The organism is Methylobacterium sp. AMS5 (genome assembly GCF_001542815.1).
Classification (GTDB): domain Bacteria; phylum Pseudomonadota; class Alphaproteobacteria; order Rhizobiales; family Beijerinckiaceae; genus Methylobacterium.
Window position 1 is genome coordinate 4,180,823 of record NZ_CP006992.1, and the last position, 19,700, is coordinate 4,200,522.

The 19,700-nt window shown below is 69.5% G+C and carries 22 protein-coding genes; 14 read left to right on the forward strand and 8 right to left on the reverse strand.

Annotation, left to right across the window (positions count from 1 at the left end):
• Positions 1–84: 84 nt before the first annotated feature.
• The gene (locus tag Y590_RS18765; protein WP_060771176.1) at positions 85–846 is read right to left on the reverse strand and encodes a Crp/Fnr family transcriptional regulator; all 762 of its coding nucleotides are present in this window, start codon (positions 844–846) and stop codon (positions 85–87) included.
• Positions 847–1,091: 245 nt separating this feature from the next.
• On the reverse strand, positions 1,092–1,943 hold the full coding sequence (locus tag Y590_RS18770) for a glycoside hydrolase family 25 protein (RefSeq protein WP_060771177.1): 852 nt from the start codon (positions 1,941–1,943) through the stop codon (positions 1,092–1,094).
• A gap of 197 nt (positions 1,944–2,140) precedes the next feature.
• Between Y590_RS18770 and Y590_RS18775 the strand changes: the two genes are divergently transcribed.
• On the forward strand, positions 2,141–2,593 hold the full coding sequence (locus Y590_RS18775) for a DUF488 domain-containing protein (RefSeq protein WP_060771178.1): 453 nt from the start codon (positions 2,141–2,143) through the stop codon (positions 2,591–2,593).
• 54 nt (positions 2,594–2,647) lie between these two features.
• Here Y590_RS18775 and Y590_RS18780 read toward each other — a convergent pair whose 3' ends face one another.
• Positions 2,648–3,883 carry an FAD-dependent monooxygenase gene (locus tag Y590_RS18780; protein ID WP_060771179.1) on the reverse strand — a complete coding sequence of 412 codons (1,236 nt, stop codon included), beginning with the start codon at positions 3,881–3,883 and terminating at the stop codon, positions 2,648–2,650.
• Between the two features lie 441 nt (positions 3,884–4,324).
• Between Y590_RS18780 and Y590_RS18785 the strand changes: the two genes are divergently transcribed.
• The 4 genes from Y590_RS18785 (at position 4,325) to pncA (ending at position 6,694) form a co-directional block, all read left to right on the forward strand.
• Positions 4,325–4,528, forward strand: coding sequence for a hypothetical protein (locus Y590_RS18785; protein ID WP_060771180.1), 204 nt, complete (start codon positions 4,325–4,327; stop codon positions 4,526–4,528).
• Positions 4,525–4,752, forward strand: coding sequence for a hypothetical protein (locus tag Y590_RS18790; protein WP_060771181.1), 228 nt, complete (start codon positions 4,525–4,527; stop codon positions 4,750–4,752). The genes Y590_RS18785 and Y590_RS18790 overlap by 4 nt, the downstream gene beginning before the upstream one ends.
• A 157-nt stretch (positions 4,753–4,909) precedes the next feature.
• Complete coding sequence (locus Y590_RS18795) at positions 4,910–5,881, forward strand: quinone oxidoreductase family protein (protein WP_060771182.1); 972 nt, start codon at positions 4,910–4,912, stop codon at positions 5,879–5,881.
• 186 nt (positions 5,882–6,067) lie between these two features.
• Positions 6,068–6,694, forward strand: a complete 627-nt coding sequence (gene pncA, locus Y590_RS18800) for a bifunctional nicotinamidase/pyrazinamidase (RefSeq protein WP_060771183.1) — start codon at positions 6,068–6,070, stop codon at positions 6,692–6,694.
• Between the two features lie 102 nt (positions 6,695–6,796).
• On the opposite strand, the gene Y590_RS18805 is transcribed toward pncA, so the two are convergent.
• Genes Y590_RS18805 through pabB form a run of 3 tightly spaced genes read right to left on the reverse strand, consistent with a single transcriptional unit; the run spans position 6,797 to position 9,670 of the window.
• Positions 6,797–7,654, reverse strand: a complete 858-nt coding sequence (locus tag Y590_RS18805) for an aminotransferase class IV (RefSeq protein ID WP_060771184.1) — start codon at positions 7,652–7,654, stop codon at positions 6,797–6,799.
• On the reverse strand, positions 7,641–8,270 hold the full coding sequence (locus Y590_RS18810; RefSeq protein ID WP_060771185.1) for an anthranilate synthase component II: 630 nt from the start codon (positions 8,268–8,270) through the stop codon (positions 7,641–7,643). Before Y590_RS18810 ends, Y590_RS18805 begins: the two co-directional genes overlap by 14 nt.
• Positions 8,267–9,670 (reverse strand): aminodeoxychorismate synthase component I, encoded by a 1,404-nt coding sequence (pabB, locus tag Y590_RS18815; RefSeq protein ID WP_060771186.1) that lies wholly within the window; start codon positions 9,668–9,670, stop codon positions 8,267–8,269. The genes Y590_RS18810 and pabB overlap by 4 nt, the downstream gene beginning before the upstream one ends.
• A gap of 452 nt (positions 9,671–10,122) precedes the next feature.
• Here pabB and rimO point away from each other — a divergent pair, with 452 nt between their 5' ends.
• The 4 genes from rimO to Y590_RS27055 all read left to right on the forward strand — a co-directional run bounded on the left by rimO (position 10,123) and on the right by Y590_RS27055 (position 12,464).
• Positions 10,123–11,469, forward strand: coding sequence for a 30S ribosomal protein S12 methylthiotransferase RimO (rimO, locus tag Y590_RS18820; RefSeq protein ID WP_060771187.1), 1,347 nt, complete (start codon positions 10,123–10,125; stop codon positions 11,467–11,469).
• A gap of 96 nt (positions 11,470–11,565) precedes the next feature.
• Positions 11,566–11,751 (forward strand): hypothetical protein, encoded by a 186-nt coding sequence (locus tag Y590_RS18825; RefSeq protein WP_060771188.1) that lies wholly within the window; start codon positions 11,566–11,568, stop codon positions 11,749–11,751.
• Positions 11,752–11,761: 10 nt separating this feature from the next.
• The gene (locus tag Y590_RS18830; protein WP_060771189.1) at positions 11,762–12,184 is read left to right on the forward strand and encodes a DoxX family protein; all 423 of its coding nucleotides are present in this window, start codon (positions 11,762–11,764) and stop codon (positions 12,182–12,184) included.
• Between the two features lie 112 nt (positions 12,185–12,296).
• Entirely contained in the window at positions 12,297–12,464 is a 168-nt protein-coding gene (locus tag Y590_RS27055; RefSeq protein ID WP_245517594.1) for a hypothetical protein, read from the forward strand.
• 84 nt (positions 12,465–12,548) lie between these two features.
• Here Y590_RS27055 and mazG read toward each other — a convergent pair whose 3' ends face one another.
• Positions 12,549–13,379 (reverse strand): nucleoside triphosphate pyrophosphohydrolase, encoded by an 831-nt coding sequence (mazG, locus tag Y590_RS18835; protein WP_060771190.1) that lies wholly within the window; start codon positions 13,377–13,379, stop codon positions 12,549–12,551.
• Between the two features lie 768 nt (positions 13,380–14,147).
• Here mazG and Y590_RS18840 point away from each other — a divergent pair.
• Both Y590_RS18840 and Y590_RS18845 read left to right on the forward strand, forming a co-directional pair.
• On the forward strand, positions 14,148–15,245 hold the full coding sequence (locus tag Y590_RS18840) for a replication protein RepA (protein ID WP_012255098.1): 1,098 nt from the start codon (positions 14,148–14,150) through the stop codon (positions 15,243–15,245).
• Positions 15,246–15,669: 424 nt separating this feature from the next.
• Positions 15,670–16,230: a winged helix-turn-helix domain-containing protein gene (locus Y590_RS18845; protein WP_060771191.1), complete on the forward strand. Its 561-nt coding sequence runs from the start codon at positions 15,670–15,672 to the stop codon at positions 16,228–16,230.
• Between the two features lie 168 nt (positions 16,231–16,398).
• Here the strand turns inward: Y590_RS18845 and Y590_RS18850 are convergent, their stop codons facing one another.
• A complete protein-coding gene (locus Y590_RS18850) occupies positions 16,399–17,721 on the reverse strand; it encodes a patatin-like phospholipase family protein (protein WP_060771192.1) in 1,323 nt (440 codons plus the stop codon).
• Here Y590_RS18850 and Y590_RS26875 point away from each other — a divergent pair.
• From Y590_RS26875 to hspQ, 3 genes are all read left to right on the forward strand, one after another.
• Positions 17,693–17,992: a hypothetical protein gene (locus Y590_RS26875; protein WP_162492771.1), complete on the forward strand. Its 300-nt coding sequence runs from the start codon at positions 17,693–17,695 to the stop codon at positions 17,990–17,992. The genes Y590_RS18850 and Y590_RS26875 overlap by 29 nt on opposite strands.
• 213 nt (positions 17,993–18,205) lie before the next feature.
• Positions 18,206–19,255 (forward strand): HpcH/HpaI aldolase/citrate lyase family protein, encoded by a 1,050-nt coding sequence (locus tag Y590_RS18855; RefSeq protein WP_060771193.1) that lies wholly within the window; start codon positions 18,206–18,208, stop codon positions 19,253–19,255.
• 59 nt (positions 19,256–19,314) lie between these two features.
• Positions 19,315–19,653: a heat shock protein HspQ gene (gene hspQ, locus Y590_RS18860; RefSeq protein WP_060772364.1), complete on the forward strand. Its 339-nt coding sequence runs from the start codon at positions 19,315–19,317 to the stop codon at positions 19,651–19,653.
• The last annotated feature ends 47 nt before the right edge of the window (positions 19,654–19,700 follow it).

The following is a 19,700-nucleotide window of genomic DNA, read 5'->3' on the forward strand; positions in this document are numbered from 1 at the left end:
AATCCGAGATGTCCGTCTGGCTCGGGGGCGACCGAGAGCATCGTCATTGTCCGAAAGCCGGGATCCACCTTGCGGGACGATGCTCTACTCGGGCGGCTTGATCGCGATGAGGCGACCGTTCGGGCTGTAGACCGCACCGAGCACGGTCTCGTAATGGCGCTTGACGCAGGCATGGCACTCGCAAGCGACCTCCTCGATCGCCGCCCGGTTGACGACGGTGATGCGCCCGCGCCCGACCTCGATCAGTCCCTGCTGCTGCAGCATCCGCAGGATGCGGGTGAGATAGGTGCGCTGCACGCCGAGCATCGCGGCGAGCGATTCCTGGGTGATCGGCAGAACGTTGCTGTCGAGGCGGTCCTGAAGGGTCAGGAGCCAGCGCAGGCAGCGCTCCTCGATCGGATGGAGGGCGTTGCAGGCGACCGATTGCAGCACCTGCGCGAGCAGGCAGTCGGAGTAGCGGGTGAACAGGTTGCGCAGGGATTCAGAGCGCCGCTTGGCCTCCTGCAGCCGCACCGACTCCATCCGCAGGACCGGACCGGCGATCTGGATCAGGGCATGGGTCGAGGCCGGCAGGCCGCCATTGCTGACCACGCCGCCCACCGCGCCCTCGCGGCCGATCGTGGCGGTCTCGGCGCTGCGTCCGTCGATCATCGAGATCAGCAGGGTGACGACGGTCTGCTCGAGGGGGAAAGTGATGAAATCCACCTCCCGGCCGGCGGCGAACAGCGTCTCGCCGCGCTGGTATTCCAGCCGCTCCAGATCGGGCAGAAGCTGGCCGCGATCCTCAGGGCTCAGACAGTTCAGGAGCAGGTTGCCTTCAAAGCAGCGCTCTGTGGCTGAAGGCATGTACAACTCGAAGTCCGTCTGGTCGCCGAGCCGGCTCCTAGCGCAAGGGTTGCCGCGCAGTCTGTCTACAAGTATACATATAGAGCGTTTAACACAAAAAAATCCAGGCCCCGGGCAAGGTCAAGGCCAAGTTGTATCGCTCGCCTGTACGAAAGCATGCATAAAGGCAACACTACGTAGAATGTGGTTACCGGGGAGCGAGAGCGGCGACCGGCAGCTCTACCCGTTTCGCCCGGCTTGCCCGCCTACTTGCCGGTGCAGAGTCCCTGGCTCGACAGGCGCCGATGCTCCCGCGGGTCGCAATCGGTGGCGAGGAACGAGGCCCACTCGGTCGGGCTGCCGTAGAAGGCGTTGCGATCGACGTCGCCGCGCACGCCGGGCACGCGCCCGGTCGAGGTGAACTGCCAGAGCATCCACTTGCGGTTGGCGTAGCGCTGCTCGGGCTCGGCCGCCGTGGAGCGGACCCAGTGGGGATAGTCGGGCAGTTCGTCTTCCAGCACATCCTTGTGGAAGGTGATGTCCGTGTAGATGATCGGCCGCTTGCCGGTATAGGCCTCCATCTCGTCCAGCATGTAGCGGATCATCGACAGCGCCTGGGCCTTGGGCAGCTTCTTCGGGCACTTGGCCGAGTGGCCGTTCCACTCCACGTCGAGCACCGGGGGCAGGGCGGTCGGGTCGTTCGGCACGTTGCGCTTGAACCACGCCATCTGGTCCTCGGCCGAGCGGCACCAGAACACGAAGTGGTAGGCGCCCCGCGGCACGCCGGCGTGGCCCGCGCCGTCCCAGTTCTCGCGGAAGCGCTCGTCGACGTGGTCGCCGCCCTCCGTCGCCTTGATGTAGGCGAACTGCGTGCCCGCGCTCTTGACCGAGGCCCAGTTGATCGGCCCCTGCCATTTCGAGATGTCGATGCCCTGAATCGGGTGGCCCTTGGCCCGCGCGACGCCGGGATGGGGCTTGGCATCGCCCTTGGTGGGGTAGAAGTCGTTCTGCGCGGCGCAGGCCGCGAGCCCGGAGAGCAGCAGCGCGGCGAGCCCGCGCTTGAGCCATCCGCGCGGAGCCGGTGCGAGCCTCGAGGAAATTTCGGTGTCCAGCGACATCGACGGCCCGCCACTTCTTGCGTGCGACTTCAATGGGTATTCGATGCCCTTGATCCGGTTAACAGAACTTTGCTGGCATTGCGGCGGAATTCCGGAAGGCGTTGCGCCGCAGGCACATACGCGCCGCCGACGCTGTCCGGCGGGCGGGCGGCCTCCATCTAAAACGTTGTCGATCCTGAATTTTCCCTGAGCCGGCGATGCGCAAGACTCTGTTCACCATCGGATACGAAGGGCTGACCCCGGAGCGCCTGCACGCGGCCCTGAAGGCGGCGGACGTGTCCCTGCTCGCCGACGTGCGGGCGGTGGCCAACTCGCGCAAGCGCGGTTTCTCGAAAGGCGCGCTGAAGGCGGGTTTGCTGGAAGCCGGACTCGGCTACGCGCATTTCCGCAGCCTCGGCACACCGAAATCCGGCCGCGAGGCGGCCCGCGCCGACGATGCCGGGCTGATGCGCCGGATCTATTGCGAGGAAGTGCTCGACACCGCCGATGGCGGACTTGCCCTCGACACCCTGGCCGAACTCGCCGCGGAGCGACCGATTTGCCTGCTCTGCTTCGAGCGCGATCCGGCCGGCTGCCACCGCCGCGTTCTCGCCGAACGGCTGGCCCCGCGCGGCTTCGAGACGGTCGATCTCTACGGCGATGTCTTGTGATTTTTTGGGGACTTGGGCGCGCATCCCGCGCCCACCCCGAAACTCCAAGAAGAATCAGCGCATCAGGCTCGGCGCGCCGAGGCGCGGCTGCACCCCCTCGCGCATGACGATGCGCCGCAAGGGCGGGATCGCCCCGAGCACCACGAGGCCGAGGCCCCGCAGGGCATCGACGGGCAGGAAATCGGTCAGCAGCGAGCGGTTGAGCATGTCCACCGCCGCCCCGCGCAGGCGCGCATCGACGCCCCGGTTGCGTCCGAACCCCGCAAGCGAAGCGGGCGCGCCAGGATCGCGGTTCGCCTCGCGGGCGGAGAACACCGCATCCCGCAGCGCCGCCGCATCGCGTAGGCCGAGATTGAGCCCCTGCGCCCCGATCGGCGGGAAGACGTGGGCGGCCTCGCCGATCAGGGCAAGGCGATCGGCCACCGGCCGCTCCACCGAGAGGCCGCGCATCGGCACGAGGCCGCGCGGGCCGTCGATCCGCATGGCGCCGAGCATCGAGCGGGCCTGATGCTCCACCGCCGCGGCGAGATCCCGGTCGTCGAGCCCCGAAAGCCGCTCGGCTGCCCGCTCCGCCGTGACCCAGACGAGGCTGGAGCGGTGGCCGCCGGGGAGCGGCACCAGGGTGAAGGGTCCGTTGCGGGTGTGGAACTCGGTGGAGATGTCGCGGTGGGGCCGCTCGTGGGCGAGCAGGGTGGTGAGCGCCGCCTGCGGGTAGGACCATTCGCGGCTGCGCAAGGCAGACGCCGCCCGCAGCGGCGAGCGGCCCCCGTCGGCGCCGACGACGAGTTGCACCGCGAGGCTGCGCCCGTCCTCCAGATCCAGCACCGCGGCGCCTTGCTCGAGGCGCATGCCGGCCGAATCCGCCTCGAACAGGGTCAGGCCCGGCGTGGTGCGGGCCTGACGCCGCAGGATCTCGACGAGGCGGGCGCTCTCGACGTTCCAGCCGAAGGCGTCGAGGCCGATCTCCGCGGCGGAGAAGCGGGCGGGCGGCGGCCGGAACAGGCTGCCGGTGTCGTCGATGATCTGAAGTTCGGCAAGCGGACTGGCATGCGGGGCGATCTCGGCCCAGGCGCCGAGCGCCGTCAGGAAGCGCACCGAGCCGTCGAGCAAGGCCACGGTGCGCCCGTCTGCCACCGGCGTGTGACGCCCGACAAGCGCGGTCTCCACCCCGTCGCGAGCGAGCGCCAGAGCGGCGGCAAGGCCTGCCGCCCCAGCGCCCACGACCGCCACGGCGAAGCGCGGCGGCGCGGCGGAGGGGCGGGCGGGGGACGTCTGCACCGGGACCATCACGACGGGAGACTCCTTGAAGGGCCCTCACAACGAGGATCGAAGGCCGGCTTCCTACAGAGGCGCGGCCGGCCTGGGGTCAAGTGCGGCCGAGGGTCCGAGCGGCCCCCTTGCCCGAAGCCGTAGGAGCGGCGTCGGGGCGCGAAGAGCGCCGCGCGGAGCGGGCTTTTCGGGGCGTGAGCCCCGGCAAGCGTCGAGCGGAGCGGAAGCATAGGCCCGCGGAGGCGGGTGCCGGCGAACGAGGCTCTCAGGAAACCAGGGGTATCGCCTTCAAGCGATGGCCTGGGGATCCGGGAGCGGTCGGACATTCAAGCGTGGCTCGATCGAATTGAAATGAAACCAATTCTTGCGCCCGGCATTGCCAACTTATGTTGAGAGAACTGCGCGCTCTCGCCGCATGCTCTCCAAGACAGAACCATCATTGACGTCCGAGGGGGGCGTACCATGAAGCCATTCATCACCTCGCAGCCGGAATCCGAGCGGACACGGCTCGACTCGTCCTTCGATCCCGTGCTGTCGGGCGTTGCGCGCGGGCTCGCGCGGCTGTTTCCGCCCATCGAGAATGTCCGGCCGCCGCGCAGCGGGAGCAACATCCCCTCCACCTCCGGGACAGACGGCACGGCCGGCGGGCGGCGCGGCCACGTATGATGAGGCCCGACCTGGTCGTGCAGCACATCGCGGCGATGACCACGGCAAGCACCAATCTGCTGCGCCAGATGGAGGATGAGGGCCTGCGCTATCGGGTCATCGTGCGCCCGGAGGATACCGCCACCCTGCACGTCCATGTGCGCGAACTGACGCCCGACCTCACGGAGCGCATCGAGCGCTGCCTCGCGGGCATGGGCATGCAGGTCGCGGTCCGGGAGGAGTGACGGGCGAACCCGCCCGCTCGGCCGGTGCCCGCTTGGCTGTGCCCAATTGGCCGGTGTCCTTCGGGCATAAGCCGCCTGGAACCCCTTGGAGCACTTGTCTGGCTCCACCGGGCCGATATCTCGACCGTAGTTCGAGACGGGAACGCGGGAGAACGCGATGAAAGCGATCCGGGTACACGCCTATGGTGGGCCGGAGGCGATGGTCTACGAGGACGTGCCTTCGCCCGAACCGGGGCCGGGCCAGATCCGCGTCCGCCAGACCGCCGTCGGCGTCAACTTCATCGACATCTACTTCCGCTCCGGCGCCTACAAGGCACCCTCGCTCCCCTTCACCCTCGGCAAGGAGGGGGCGGGCGTGGTCGATGCCCTCGGCGAGGGCGTCACCGATTTCCGCGTCGGCGAGCGCGTCGCTTATGCCGGCGCCACCGGCACCTATGCCGAGGAAGTGACCGTGGACACGAAGGGCGTCGTCCACGTGCCGGATTCGATTTCCGACGAGACCGCCGCGGCGATGATGCTCAAAGGCCTCACCGCGCAATACCTGCTGCGCCGGACCTACCGGGTGCAGCCCGGTGACACGATCCTGTTCCACGCCGCCGCCGGCGGCGTCGGGCTCATCGCCACGCAATGGGCCAAGCATCTCGGCGCCACCGTGATCGGCACCGTCGGCTCGACCGAGAAGGCGGAGCTGGCGCGCGAGCACGGCTGCGACCACGTCATCCTCTATCGCGACGAGGATTTCGCGGCTCGGGTAAAGGAGATCACCGGGGGCAAGGGCGTACCGGTGGTCTATGACGGCGTCGGCAAGGCGACCTTCCCCGCCTCGCTCGACTGCCTCTCCCCCTTCGGCATCTTCGCGAGCTTCGGGTCGTCCTCGGGGGCGATCGAGGCCTTCGATATCGGCATCCTCGCCGCCAAGGGCTCGCTCTACGCCACCCGCCCGACGCTCTTCACCCACATCGCCACCCGCGAAAGCCTCGACGCCAACGCGGCCGAGCTGTTCGAGGTGGTCGCGAGCGGCGCGGTGAAGATCCCGATCCACGCCCGCGCCAAGCTCGCCGACGCGGCGCAGGTCCACCGCGACCTCGCCGGGCGGCAGACGACCGGGACGACGGTGATGACGCCGTGATCCCCGTATCCTAGGACCAAAGGAGTCCGGGCTCTGCCCGGACCCGCCGAGGGATCGTGAGCATTTTCGAGCGAAGTGGTTGCCGGTTCGCGTGAAGAAAATGCGATCAACCTGGAGAAGGCGATCTTCGCCCGTGATCTCCGGTCACGGGCGAAGATCGTCCCTCGGAACCCCCGGACTATCCCCATGATGCTCACAAGCACCGACGTTCTGCTCGTCATCGACGTGCAGAACGATTTTCTGCCCGGCGGGGCGCTCGCGGTACCCGACGGCGACGCCGTCATCGCCCCGATCAACCGGCTGGCCGCGTGCATTCCCCACGTCATCCTCACCCAGGACTGGCACCCGCCCGCCCACGCCTCCTTCCACGGGAGCCATCCGGGCAAGGCCCCCTTCGACACCGCGGCCCTGCACTACGGTGAACAGGTGCTCTGGCCCGAGCACTGCGTGCAGGGCACGCACGGCGCCGAGCTGGCCGCGGGCCTGAGGGCAGGGCGGGCCGAGCTGGTGATCCGCAAGGGCACTCACCCCGGCATCGACAGCTACTCGGCCTTCATGGAAGCCGACCGGCGGACCCGCACCGGGCTTGCCGGCTACCTCGCCGAGCGCGGCCTGACCCGCCTGTTCCTCGCCGGCCTCGCCACCGATTTCTGCGTGCTCTGGAGCGCGCTGGATGCCCGCGCCGCCGGGTTCGAGGCCTTCGTGATCGAGGATGCCGTGCGCGGCATCGACCTCGACGGCTCGCTGGCGCGCGCCTGGACGGCGATGGAAGGGGCAGGAGTCGGGCGCATCGTGAGCACGGCGCTCGGCTGACAGCTTTTATTCCACCCGCGTCCTCATCCTGAGGTGCCCGCGCCAGGGGGCCTCGAAGGGTGAGGGGCGCGCCTGGACGACCGTGGCTTCAGGGACGAGGACTCACGGATCGAGCGCGTCCGCCTCGACGCCGCACTCCGCCGCCACGGTTTCCCGCAAAGCCGCGCAGAGTCTGCGAACCGTCCCGTGCCCGGCGCTGTCATAGGCCCGCGCGCCGAGGACCGTCACGGGCGCGAGCAGGCGCAGCGAGTTGGTGACGAACAGCGCCTCCGCCGCCGCCAGCTCGGAGGGCAGGAGCGGGCGCTCCTCGACCGTGATGCCGACACTCGGCGCGAGGTTCGAAAGAAGCTCGGCCCGAACGATGCCCGGCAGGACGCCATCCTCCAGCGGCGGCGTGACGAGCGTTCCTCCGAAAACCGCAAAGACATTGCCGGTGCCGGCGCAGGCGACGCGGCCCCGCGTGTTCAGGAACAGAGCCTCGTCGAAGCCTTGCGCCTGCGCCGCGCGGGCGGCGAGGACCGCATCGAGATAGCCGAGGGTCTTGAGGCGCGCGGCCGGCGAGGTCTCGTTGCGGGCGATCTCCGTGAGCGCGAGCCGCAAGGGCGCGAAGAACAGGGCGGCACGGGCCGGGGCGGCGCTGCCGAACAGGAACGGGTTCGGCTCGGGCGGGGGCGCCAGCCCGCGCGGACCGGGGCCGCGGGTCAACGTGGTGCGGATCGCGGCGAGCGGCGCGGTGCCGGCCAGCGCGCGCATCGCTTCGACGATCTGCGCCCGCGCGATCGCGAAGCCGAGCGTCTCCGCGGCGGCGGCGAGGCGATCAACATGGGCGGCCTCGAAGGCGACCTGCCCCTGAATCGCGAGGGCGGTGTCGAACACGCCGTCGCCGAGCAGCAGGCCACGGTCCCCCATGGCGAAGGGGAGGGTGCCGCCCTCGACCAGCCGCCCGTTAGACCACAGCATCGGCGAGCCTGTCCGTCCGCTCCGACGCGTCCGCCTCCCGCCACGCGCGGGCCCCCTTCAGGAAGTTGGAAAACAGCGCGTGGCCGTTCTCGGTCAGCACCGATTCCGGGTGAAACTGGATGCCCCAGGTCGGGTGGCTGCGGTGCGACAGCGCCATCACCTCGCCCTCCTCGGAGGCGGCATCGACCGTGAGGTGGCGCTGCATCTCAGGCGTCGGCGCCACGATCAGCGAGTGGTAACGCCCGACCTGCATCGGCTGCGGCAGCCCTTCGAACAACCGCTCACCCCCGTGCCGGATCGGCGTGGCGTGGCCGTGGAGCGGGCGGCCTGCCCGCTCGACCCGGCCGCCGAAGGCCGCGCCGATCGCCTGATGCCCGAGACAGACGCCGAGGATCGGTACCTCGCCGGACAGTTCGCGGATGGCCGGCAGGCTCACGCCGGCCTCCGCCGGGGTGCAGGGGCCGGGCGAGATTACCACCGCCTCCGGGTTCCGCGCGCGGATGCCGGCGACATCGAGCGCGTCGTTGCGCACGACCTCGACGGTCTCGCCCAACTCCTCGAAGTAGCGCACCACGTTGAAGACGAAGGAATCGTAGTTGTCGACGACGAGGATCATGGCGCCTCCTCCTCGAAGGCCGCGAAGACGCGGGCCGCCTTGGTCAGCGTCTCCTCGTATTCGGGACCGGGCTCGGAGAGCAGCGTCACGCCCCCGCCTGCCTGGAGCACGGCCTGTCCCTCCGCCATGAACACGGTGCGGATCGCGATCGAGGTATCGAGCGATCCGTCGAAGCCGAGCGCGCCGATCGCCCCGCAATAGAGCTCGCGCGCATCCGTCTCGATCTCGGTGATGATGTCCATGGCCCTGAGCTTCGGCGCGCCGGTGATCGAGCCCCCGGGAAAGGTTTTCTGGATGAGGTCGAGGGCATCCGAACCCTCGCGGAGCGTGCCCGTCACCACCGAGACGAGATGGTGGATGCCGGCATAGGATTCCAGCCCGCACAGGGTCGGCACCCGCACGCTGCCCGGCTCGCACACCCGCGACAGGTCGTTGCGCAGCAGGTCCACGATCATGATGTTCTCGGCCCGCTCCTTCGGATTGGCCTGGAGGGCGGCGGCGATCGCGGCATCGCGGGCGGGATCGGGATCACGGGCCACGGTGCCCTTGATCGGCCGCGTCTCGACCGCCCGCCCCTCCAACTTGAGGAAGCGCTCGGGCGAAGAGGAGGCGACGGTGAGCCCGTCGAAATCGAGATAGGCGCCGAAGGTGGCCGGGTTGGTCTCGCGAAGCCGCCGGTAGAAGGCGAACGGGTCGAAGCCGGGCGGCAGGTCGGCGGCGAAACGCTGGGCGATGTTGGCCTGATAGATATCGCCGGCGCGGATGTAGTCGCGAACCTTTTCGACAGCACGCTCATAGCTTTGCCGTGAGAAATTTGAGCGCCATGTGAGCCGGGCGCCGGTCCATTCCGGCAGCGGCTCGGACGGCGCGGCGAGCCAATCGGCGAAGGCGTCGAGCCGCGCCTGGGCCCGGGCCTCGCGGGCCGGTCCGTCGGCCTCGGGAAAGCCGGTGGCGATCAGCAGGCAGGTGCCGCGGCCGTGATCGACGGCGAGCAGGGTGTCGTAGAGGTTGAAGGCACTATCGTCGGTGAGCCCCGCCCGGCGGGCCGGGGCCGCGACCCGCTCCAGGCTCGCGCCGAGATCGTAGGCGAAGTAGCCGATCGCCGCCCCGGGAAAGGCGGGCAGGTCGGGGCGCGGCGCGAGGCGGTAGGGCGCGAGGCAGGCGCGCAAGGCCGCGATGGGCGAGCCGGGCACCGCGCGCCCGTCCAGGGTCGCACGGCCGTCGCGATAGCGGAACCGCGCGAACGGGTCGGCGGCCAGCACCGAGACGCGGCCGAGCGTATCGTGCCGCATGGCGCTGTCGAGGAAGGCGAGGCCGGGCAGCCGGGCGAGCCGCGCCGCGGCCGCGACCGGGTCGATGAAGGGAATCTCGCGGGTCCAGACCATGGGTTCGGCCGTCATGCCTCGTGCGGCGCTCACTGGGATTTACCCAAGGGCGCGCGGCGCCCTCCCGTCAATCGCTCCCGCGTTCCGGCCTCGCGGGCGGGGTATGCGCCAGCGCCGCGCGCAGAGCTGATTCAGTTTCTCAGCAGGACATTCCAACGCACTGCTTCAAAATGATTATCCTTGAAAAGGCGAGATGACAGCGCTTCGACCATTCCCGTGCAGGCCGTGACGCTGGATCGCTCCGGCTGACGCGGCGCAACGATGGTTCGGGCCACCAACGTCGTGATCGTGAGCGCCAGCGAAGCGATCCGGGCCCCGCGACGATGGCCAGCCTCGCGGTGCGGCAAAACGGGAAGCGACCGGCCACGCTCGCAACAGCGCCCCAATGCCGTTATATCGGCGCATCCACCGCTCTCGATGCAGGACGCGCGGGCCTCCGTTCCGGAGGGCCGCCCCAACGGGCCGTCATGACCGCAACCGCCTCTCCCTCGGACACCAAGGGCGCCGCCGCGCCGCGGATCTCCTTCGTGTCGCTGGGCTGCCCCAAGGCGCTCGTCGATTCCGAGCGCATCCTCACCCATCTGCGCGCCGAGGGCTACGAGCTGTCGCGCCGCCATGACGGGGCGGATGTCGTCATCGTCAACACCTGCGGCTTCCTCGATTCGGCCAAGGCCGAGTCGCTCGCCGCGATCGGCGAGGCCATGGCCGAGAACGGCCGGGTGATCGTGACCGGCTGCATGGGCGCGCAGCCCGAGGAGATCCGCGAGAAGTACCCGAACCTGCTCGCCGTCACCGGCCCCCAGGCCTACGAGTCGGTCGTCGCCGCGGTGCACGAGGCAGTGCCGCCCGCCCACGATCCGTTCCTCGACCTGATCCCGCCGCAGGGGGTCAAGCTCACCCCGCGCCACTACGCCTATCTGAAGATTTCCGAGGGCTGCAACAACCGCTGCACCTTCTGCATCATCCCGAGCCTGCGCGGCGACCTCGTCAGCCGCCCGGCGGGCGACGTGCTGCGCGAGGCGGAAAAGCTCGTCAAAGCCGGCGTGAAGGAACTGCTGGTCGTCTCACAGGACACCTCGGCCTACGGCATCGACACGCGCTACGCGTCGAGCCCGTGGCGGGACCGGGAGGTACGCGCCCGGTTCTACGATCTCGCCAAGGAACTCGGCGAGCTCGGGGCCTGGGTGCGGCTGCACTACGTCTACCCCTACCCGCATGTCGACGAGGTCATCCCGCTGATGGCCGAGGGCAAGATCCTTCCCTATCTCGACATGCCGCTCCAGCACGCCAGCCCCTCGGTGCTCAAGCGCATGCGCCGGCCGGGCAACCAGGAGAAGCAGCTGGAGCGCATCCGGCGCTGGCGCGAGACCTGCCCGGATCTCGCCATCCGCTCGACCTTCATCGTCGGCTTCCCCGGCGAGACCGATGCCGAGTTCGAGGAATTGCTCGACTGGATTCGCGAGGCGCGGCTCGAGCGCGTCGGCTGCTTCGAGTACGAGCCGGTCCGCGGCGCCACCGCCAACGATCTCGGCCTGCTGGTGCCGCCGGAGGTGAAGGCCGAGCGCAAGCGCCGCTTCATGGAGGCGCAGAGCCACGTCTCGCTGCGCTTGCAGCGGGCGAAGGTGGGCAAGCGCTTGTCGGTCATCATCGACGAGGCGGGCCCGACCGGCGCGCGAGGCCGCTCCAAGGCCGACGCGCCGGAGATCGACGGCAGCGTCCACGTCAGCTCGCGCCGTCCGGTGCGGCCCGGCGACATCGTCACCGTGAAGATCGAGCGGGCCGACGCCTACGATCTGCACGGCATCGCGGTGTAGGGCCGGGCAGCGGAGGATCGGCGAGGTCGAGACGCGAACCGCCCCGCGCGCCGCACGTTGCCCCGTCACGATTCCACGGGGATGACGAGGCTCAGCATGGCGGACGAACAGCGCGACCAGAGCAACGAGGCCGCGGTCTCGCCCAAGGACCCGGCGACGGGCAAGCTGAAGTCGCAGGCCGGCCCGATGGAGCGGGCCGGCACCGAGGCCGAGGAGGCCGCGCGCGGCAACGCTCCCGCCGGGGCGGACAAGCCGGACTCCGAGGGCGCCAAGTCCACCTGACAGACCTGAGATGCGCGACGACCGCCGCTGGCTGCGCCTCAGTCTGAGCGGCCTCTACGGCTTCATCGGCGTCGTCCACCTCACCGCCACCGAGCGCTTCCTGCCGATCATGCCGGACTGGGTGCCCGCGCCCCGCCTCGTGGTGATCGGCACCGGCCTGTGCGAGATCGCGGGTGCGCTGGCGCTGTTCGTGCCGCGGCTGCGGCGGATCGCCGGCATCATGCTGGCGCTCTACGCGGTCTGCGTGTTCCCGGCCAACATCAAGCAGGCGGTCGAGGGCATCGCCGTGCCGCCGATCCCCGACACGTGGTGGTATCACGGCCCCCGCCTCGCATTTCAGCCGGTGATGGTGTGGTGGGCCCTCTACGCCGTCCGCGCCGTCGATTGGCCGTTCGCGGCACGAAGAACGGGCGATACCGGAGCACCTCGTTAAGATTAATCCGGGCGAGCAAAAGGCTTTTCGCTGAGGAAAACGGCGCCGAAAGCGTATCCGAGCGGGCTCAACCGGTGGTCTTCGGCTCGTGACCCTGTCTAGGCTCGCTGTCATGCCGAAGAGCCGCGATTCGAACCGAACGAACCGCCCGCAAGACGGCGCCGCACCGCCGGAGCAGGCGGCGGTCGAACGCGCCCTGGAGCAGATCGTGGAGCGCCTGAAGCCGAAGGCGCCGGACCCGAAGCCCGCGAAGAAGGGCGGCCCGCGCAGGAAGGGCTGAGCCCTGCGAAACGGCTTCGCCGTCTTCAGGGCACCGCCCTGAAAACCCGCCAAAGGGCCTCAGGCCCTTTGGAATCCCCGAACCTCATGTCTTCTCGTCGCGCTTCACGGCTTGCCAGGCCGCTTCCATGGCGGGGAGGGCGGTGCCCTCCAGGGCCTGGCCCTCGGCGGCGAGCCGCGCGGCCATGGCGGTGAAGCGGCGCTCGAACTTGAGCGTGCCGCGCCGCAGCGCTTCCTCCGGATCGACGCCCGCGTGACGGGCGAGGTTGGCGACCGAGAACAACAGGTCGCCGATCTCCTCGAACACCGCCGCCGGATCGCCCGCCCCCAGGCTCTCCTCGACCTCGTCGGTCTCCTCGCGCACCTTGGCCAGCACCTGGGCCGCGTCCGGCCAGTCGAAGCCGACACCGGCCGCGCGCTTCGAGATCCGGTCGGCCCGGGCGAGGGCGGGGAGGGCGCGGGAGACCCCGGCCAACGGTCCCGCCGCCTCTGTTTTGCCCGCCGCCGCCTTCTGCGCGCGCTCCCGCGCCTTGATCGTCTCCCAGGCCGCCTTGATCGCGGCCGGGTCGGTCGGGCGCCGCTCGGGCGGCAGGAAGTCTCCGGACGCATCGAAGACGTGTGGGTGACGCCGGATCAGCTTGGCGCAGATCGCCTCGGCGACGTCGTCGAAGCGGAAGGCGCCCTCCTCCTCGGCGATCCGCGCCTGGAACACGACCTGGAGCAGGAGGTCGCCGAGTTCGTCGCGCAGGTCGGCTCGGTCGCCGCGCTCGACCGCGTCGGCGACCTCGTAGGCCTCCTCGATCGTGTAGGGGACGATGCTGGCATAGCTCTGCTGCACGTCCCAGGCGCAGCCCCGTTCCGGATCGCGCAACCGCGCCATCAGCGCCAGCAGCCTGTCGATCGGCGCCTCGTCCATCGGTCTTCCGCCTCATCCCGCAGTGGTCGCCCGGCCTCAGCCAAGCCACCGCTCATAGACCGTCCGGCGCTGCCGCGCAGCGCCGCTTCGCGCGCCTTCGATCGGGGAGAGAGGGGGCACAGCCTGTGCAGAATTCCGTGTATTCCTTTTGAAAAGAAGAGAAAAAGCCCTCGTTCGGTTTGGCGAACGCAGCGCAACCCTCCCTAGGAAAGCTATCTGTTAAGGATTCTCAGGGAGTCAGTTCAGCAAGTTATAGGGGAGGCGGAAAAGCCGTGATCCTCCCGTGGCTTGAGCTCTCTTCGCGCATCGAACTCTGCGCAAGACCGCATCGAACTCTGCGCGCCCTCGCATCGGATTCTGCGCGAGGCACGGGGCCTGTCGCATCGGATTCTGCGTGGGCCCGTACCGGATTCAGCGTGCAAAACCGGTTTGGCCGGGGAAGAGCGGGGACAAGTCCGGGGCCGGGGGGCAGGCGGGGGGCGTATTGAACTCTGCGCGGGCAGATTCAGGCCGGCGGCCGGGCGTATGGAACTCTGCGTGCCCGGAATCGGCCCCTCTCCCGACCGCGGACGACGCACCTGTGCAGGACTCGGCCGTCCAAGCGTGGATTCCCGGGAAAACTCCGAAAGGCCACGGGACTCCGCGGAGCCGAATCGTGACAGATCGGTTGCGGCCCTGAGGGTGCTTCCGACGATTCCGTGCGGAGCCTGGGGCTCGGATGAAGGCGAACACGACGTGACACGCAGCGGGAGGCCTTGAGGGCAGGCGATGTCGGGGCTTGAGGCCAAGATCGCCGCGATCCGCGACCCGGATCTGCAGGCGGAGCTGGAGGCGGCGCGGGGCGGGTTCCTGTTCGCGCCGATCGTCGAGCACCTGCTGTTCCGCCAGCGCGAGCGCGACGCTGCCCGGGCCCAGGAGGGGGCGCAGGCCGAGGCCCGCGAGGCCATGGGCCGCGACCGCCGCCGCCGCGATGCCGTGCGCGAGGTGATCGAGAGCGAGCCCACCGGCCCGGAAAACCTCCAGCATCTCCACTCGGTGCTGGCGCTCTGCGGCCTGCCCTACCGCGATCCCGGCGACGCCCGCGACTTCGTGCGGGAATACGGCCGCAACTCGCTCAGCCTCTCGGCGGGGCGCCTCAAGAACCCGATCACCGGCGAGATGGAGCTGCAGGGCCTGCCCTACGGCCCCAAGGCCCGCCTCGTGCTGCTGCACCTATGCACCGAGGCGGTGCGCCAGAGGAGCCCGACCATCGAGGTCGCCGACAGCCTCTCGGGCTTCATGAAGGCCATGGGGTTCGCCGTCACCGGGGGCGAGCGCGGCACCATCGGTGCCTTCAAGGAACAGCTCAACCGGCTCGCCGCCTGCTCGATGCAGCTCGGCCTGTGGGACGGGGAGGGGCAGGCCTCGACCCTGAACGTGCCCCCCTTCCGCCAGCTCGAACTCTGGCGGCGCGGCGATGACGGCCTCGTCTGGCAGCGCACCGTCTCGTTCCATCAGGATTTCTACGACAGCCTGATCCGGCACGCCCTGCCGGTCGATATCCGCGCGGCGCGGGCCTTCTCCGGCTCGGCGCGCAAGCTCGACCTCCTGTTCTGGACCGGCTACCGCCTGCGCGCCCTGCAGCGCCCCCTGCGGCTGACCTGGGACAACCTGCACCGCCAGTTCGGCGCCGAGAACGCCAGCCTGCGCAGCTTCCGCCAAGCCTTCAAGGCTGATCTCGCCGGCCTGCTCGAGGTGTTTCCGCGGCTGCGGATCGACCTCGACGAGGGCGGCATGCTGCTCCACCCGGCCGATCCCGGCAGCCTGCTGGTGCCGCCCAAAGCCGCCCGCACCGCGCGCGCGGCGGCCTCTGCGGCCCGCGCCTGACGGAAATCTTTTCGGGGTTTCGGCCTTCAGAATATTCCATGAGCCTGCCCTGGTGGTTTCGGTTAGTAAGGAATATTCCAATCTTCCAATAAAGGAAGTCTTCGGCCCCAGCGGAGGGAACGGTTCATTCCCTCTTCGGGGCCGTATGATCCGCCTGTTCCGACACGCTGAAGGCCCCTCTGGCCGAGGTGCTGCGATCGCCGCCTCGAAAGCACGCCGCGACGCGTCTTTCCGTAGAGGGCTGTTCCGGCCGGCTTTGAGGTCGCGCGTTCGCTCGGCGCTTCGGCACGCGCCTTTCATTCCATCTTCCGATCAGGGAACAGAGCTGAATGGAATAGAAAGAACTCGCCTTCCCTTCCATTCCATGACATCTTCCATTCCGAAAAATTCCCCCCATTGGGAATGAGCGGTGAGGAAGGCCAGCATGGTCCTGTCGGAAGCCGAGGCTCTGGCGCGGCTGGAGGCGCTGCGTCGGCAGCGCGACGCGATCGAGCGCCAGATCGCCGATCTCCTGCTCTACCTCGATCTCGGCCGACGCCTCGGCGGCCCGGCTGCGCCCGCTCAGCCCTCGCCGGACGCGGATGGACGAGCGGACGCCCCCATCCCCGTTCCGGAACCCACGCCGCAACCGGCTCGGGCGCCGGCCGCCGCCCCGCCGGCTCCGCCCTCCGCAGCGCCCGACAGACCTCCGGCGCCAGCCTTCGCCGTGCCGGTCGAGGGGGAGGTCGGCCTGTCGGAGACGGTGCTCGCCCGCCGCTACGGCCGGGCGGTGATCGAGGCGGTGCTCGCCGTCCTGGAGGAGGCGGGCCGCCCGATGCATGCGAGCGAGATTCTGGCGCGGATCAACGAGCAGGGTTTTTCCCTGCCGGGTCAGGACCCGGTGGCGGCGCTCAACACCCGGCTCTGGAAGCGTTCAGGCCCCGGCGGTTCGCTGAAGCGCCTGGGCGAGGCCGTCTACGCCCCGGCCGATGCGGAAGAGGGATAGAGCATCATCCCGAAAGGTGGTTGCCGGCTTTCGGAAAAGGACGATGCGCTAGCCGCACGCCCTGGAAACACGAGGAGGGGCCCCGCGCGAAAGCCGCCTCTGAACCGTGTCCGATGTCGTCTGCGAGAGCGACCGCCCCATCGAAGAGCGCCGCCGATCCGCGCCGTCTCAGCGCGAGACCACGACGGAGCCGGTCGATTCCGTCACCGCGCGCTGGTTCAGGTCCAGATCCGGCCCAAGGTCCGGCCGAAGATCCAGCCCCTTGGCCGTGGCGGGCGGATGGGCCTGAGCGAAGGCGCTGCCATCGCGGGCCAGGGCCTCGCCATGGGCGAACAGCGCCTTCATGTAGGGCTGGTCGAACGGCTTCTCCGAGGTCTTGGCGAAGCGCCCGTCGATGAGAGCGATCCGGAGATCCAGGCCGGTGCGCGCGGCATAGCCCTTGGTGAGCGCGAGCGCCGCGCGGGTCTGCGCCTTGATCGCCGCCGACATGGTGCGGCCGAGCACCGAGAGCGTGGTGCGCGACGCCATCTGGAATTCCGGTTCGAGCCGGTTGTTGACGACGAGGTAGACCCGGTTCGTCGGCAGGCGCAGCCGCGTCTCCCCCTCCAGGGCGGCGGCCGGCGCGAGATAGAACGGGGCCATCGCCCCGCCGTCGTCGTGCAGCTCCGCGAAGGGCTTGGCTTTGGCTCCGTCTTTGGCCTCGACGGGGATCGCCACCGGCGGGAAGACGCCGGGCACCGCCGTCGAGGCGAGCACGATCGAGCGGAACAGGGCCAGCGCCCGCGGATCACCGGTCTCGGCGTTGCGCTGGGCGATCGCGCCCATGTCCCACAGCACCGGCCGCTCGCTGTCCACCTGGGTCGTGGCGATCAGCAGACGGCGGCCCTTGGCGTGCTCGGCCGCCACCGCCTTGAGCAGGGCCGGCGTCACCGCGCGCCCGATCCGCTCCTTGAGCGGCCAGGTGTCGGTCAGCGAATCCGGCGTGCCGCCGAACTCGAACACGTCGGCGGCCGAGATCTCGGTATAGTTCTCGCGAAGGGCCGCATCGGCCCGGTCGCCGAGCGTCGGCGCCGCGAAGGCGAAGGGGGCGATCAGCGCGCCGGTCGAGACGCCGGTGACGACGCCGAAATCGGGGCGGTCGCCGCGTTCCGACCAGCCCGCCAGCAGGCCGGCGGCGAAGGCGCCGTTCTCGCCGCCGCCGGAGAGCACCAGCCAGGGATCGGAGGCGCGGGGCGCCCCGTCGATCAGGGCCTGGAACGCGCGCGTGTCGTCGCCCGCGATCCGCACCGAGGCCGGCAGGCCCTCGGGCTGCGCGGTCGCGGCCTGGGCGGCGGTGTAGTCCGGCCGCGCGTCGGCGGACTTCTTCGCCGCCGGCCCGGCCATTGCCCCCTGCGACAGCGCGAGCGCGAGCAGCACGCCGGCCAAGGCCCCGCCCCTGCGCGGGCCGGACGGAAAAGTCTGCATGATCGGTTCGTTGAACAGTTTTGGCATCGACGTACGTCTCCCGACGATGTTCGACAGCCCGCCTCGGCCGGAAAACACGGGGCGCGGCGGTCCGTTCCGTCCCGACTGCGCGGCGCCGAATGCTTCGCCGGGCAAGCTTTGCCGTTTCGCTTGTCCCGCGCTCACCCTTGCCGCCTGTCCTGGCATCCGGGCGCAAGAGGCGAAAACGAGAAAGACCTTGATGAAGACTTATAAGATCCTGGGAAGTGTCGGACGATTTGGTTCGCCGCGCAATCTTCGTTCTCGGATACTCCACTGACGGATAGGCCATGGGCCGGTGCGGGAGCGGGGCCGTGCCGTGCGCGGGCGCACGATCCGCCGGATCGGGGATCGCGCGTCCTCCAAGGACGATCACAGGGCCGAGGGGAGGACCACGGTCGGCTTTACGCCGGGGGGCGCCGTGCTCTAACGCCAAGGGCATAAGCGGAGGGCCGACGCCACGGCCCTTCACGAAGCCGGAGACCGAGAGCCGATGAAACTGCCGCGCCGCTTCTTCCAGCCGCTCGCCGCGGGTGCGCCCGAGCCGTTCCGCGAACTGCCGATCAAGCTCGAGCGGATGATCCACTTCGTGCCGCCGCACAACGAGAAGGTCCGCGCCCGCGTGCCCGAACTCGCCAAGACGGTGGACGTGGTGCTCGGCAACCTGGAGGATGCGGTCCCCGCCGACCAGAAGGAGGCGGCGCGCAAGGGCTTCGTCGAGATGGCCAAGGCCACCGACTTCGCCGCCAGCGGCACCGGCCTGTGGACCCGCATCAATGCCCTGAACTCCCCCTGGATCCTCGACGACCTGTTCACCCTCGTCGCCGAGGTCGGCGCGAAGCTCGACGTGGTGATGGTGCCCAAGGTCGAGGGTCCCTGGGACATCCACTACATCGACCAGCTGCTGGCCCAGCTCGAGGCGCGCCACGGGGTGACGAAGCCGATCCTCGTCCACGCCATCCTCGAGACGGCGGAGGGCGTGGCCAACGTCGACGCCATCGCCTGCGCCTCGCCGCGCATGCACGGCATGAGCCTCGGGCCCGCCGACCTCGCGGCGTCCCGCGGCATGAAGACCACCCGCGTCGGCGGCGGCCACCCGGATTACCGCGTCCTGTCCGATCCCAAGGGCGAAGAAGTCCGCGCCTCGGCCCAGCAGGATCTCTGGCACTACACCATCGCGCGGATGGTCGATGCCTGCATGGCCAACGGCATCAAGGCGTTCTACGGCCCGTTCGGCGACTTCTCCGATTCGGCCGCCTGCGAGGTGCAGTTCCGCAACGCCTTCCTGATGGGCTGCGCCGGCGCCTGGACCCTGCATCCGAGCCAGGTGGCCCTGGCCAAGACCGTGTTCGCCCCCGATCCGGCCGAGGTGAACTTCGCCTCCCGCATCGTCGCGGCGATGCCCGACGGCACCGGCGCGGTGATGATCGACGGCAAGATGCAGGACGACGCCACCTGGAAGCAGGCCAAGGTCATCGTCGATCTCGCCCGGCTCGTGGCCGAGAAGGACCCGGACCTCGCCAAGGTCTACAATCTGCCCTGATCGTCGCGGATGGTGGCCTTGCGTTGGAACGGAAGGGCCGCGAGGCCTATCTATCGGTCATGACCCAGACCAGCATGAGAACCGCCAAATTCGGCCTCGGGGCGGTGGTCCGGCACCGGATCTACCCGTTCCGGGGCGTGGTCTTCGACGTGGACCCGGAATTCGCCAACACCGAGGAATGGTGGCTCGCCATTCCCGAGGACGTCCGGCCGCGCAAGGACCAGCCCTTCTACCATCTGCTCGCCGAGAACGCGGACAGCGAGTACGTCGCCTACGTCTCGGAGCAGAACCTCGTGCCCGACACGTCCGGCGAGGCCCTGCGCCATGCCGGCATCAGTGAAGTGTTCGAGCGCAGCGCCGACGGCGTCTACCGCATGCGGATCGGCCAGGCGAACTGATCGGCCCCGAAAGGTGACATTCGGCTCTCGGCAAAAGACGGCGTAAA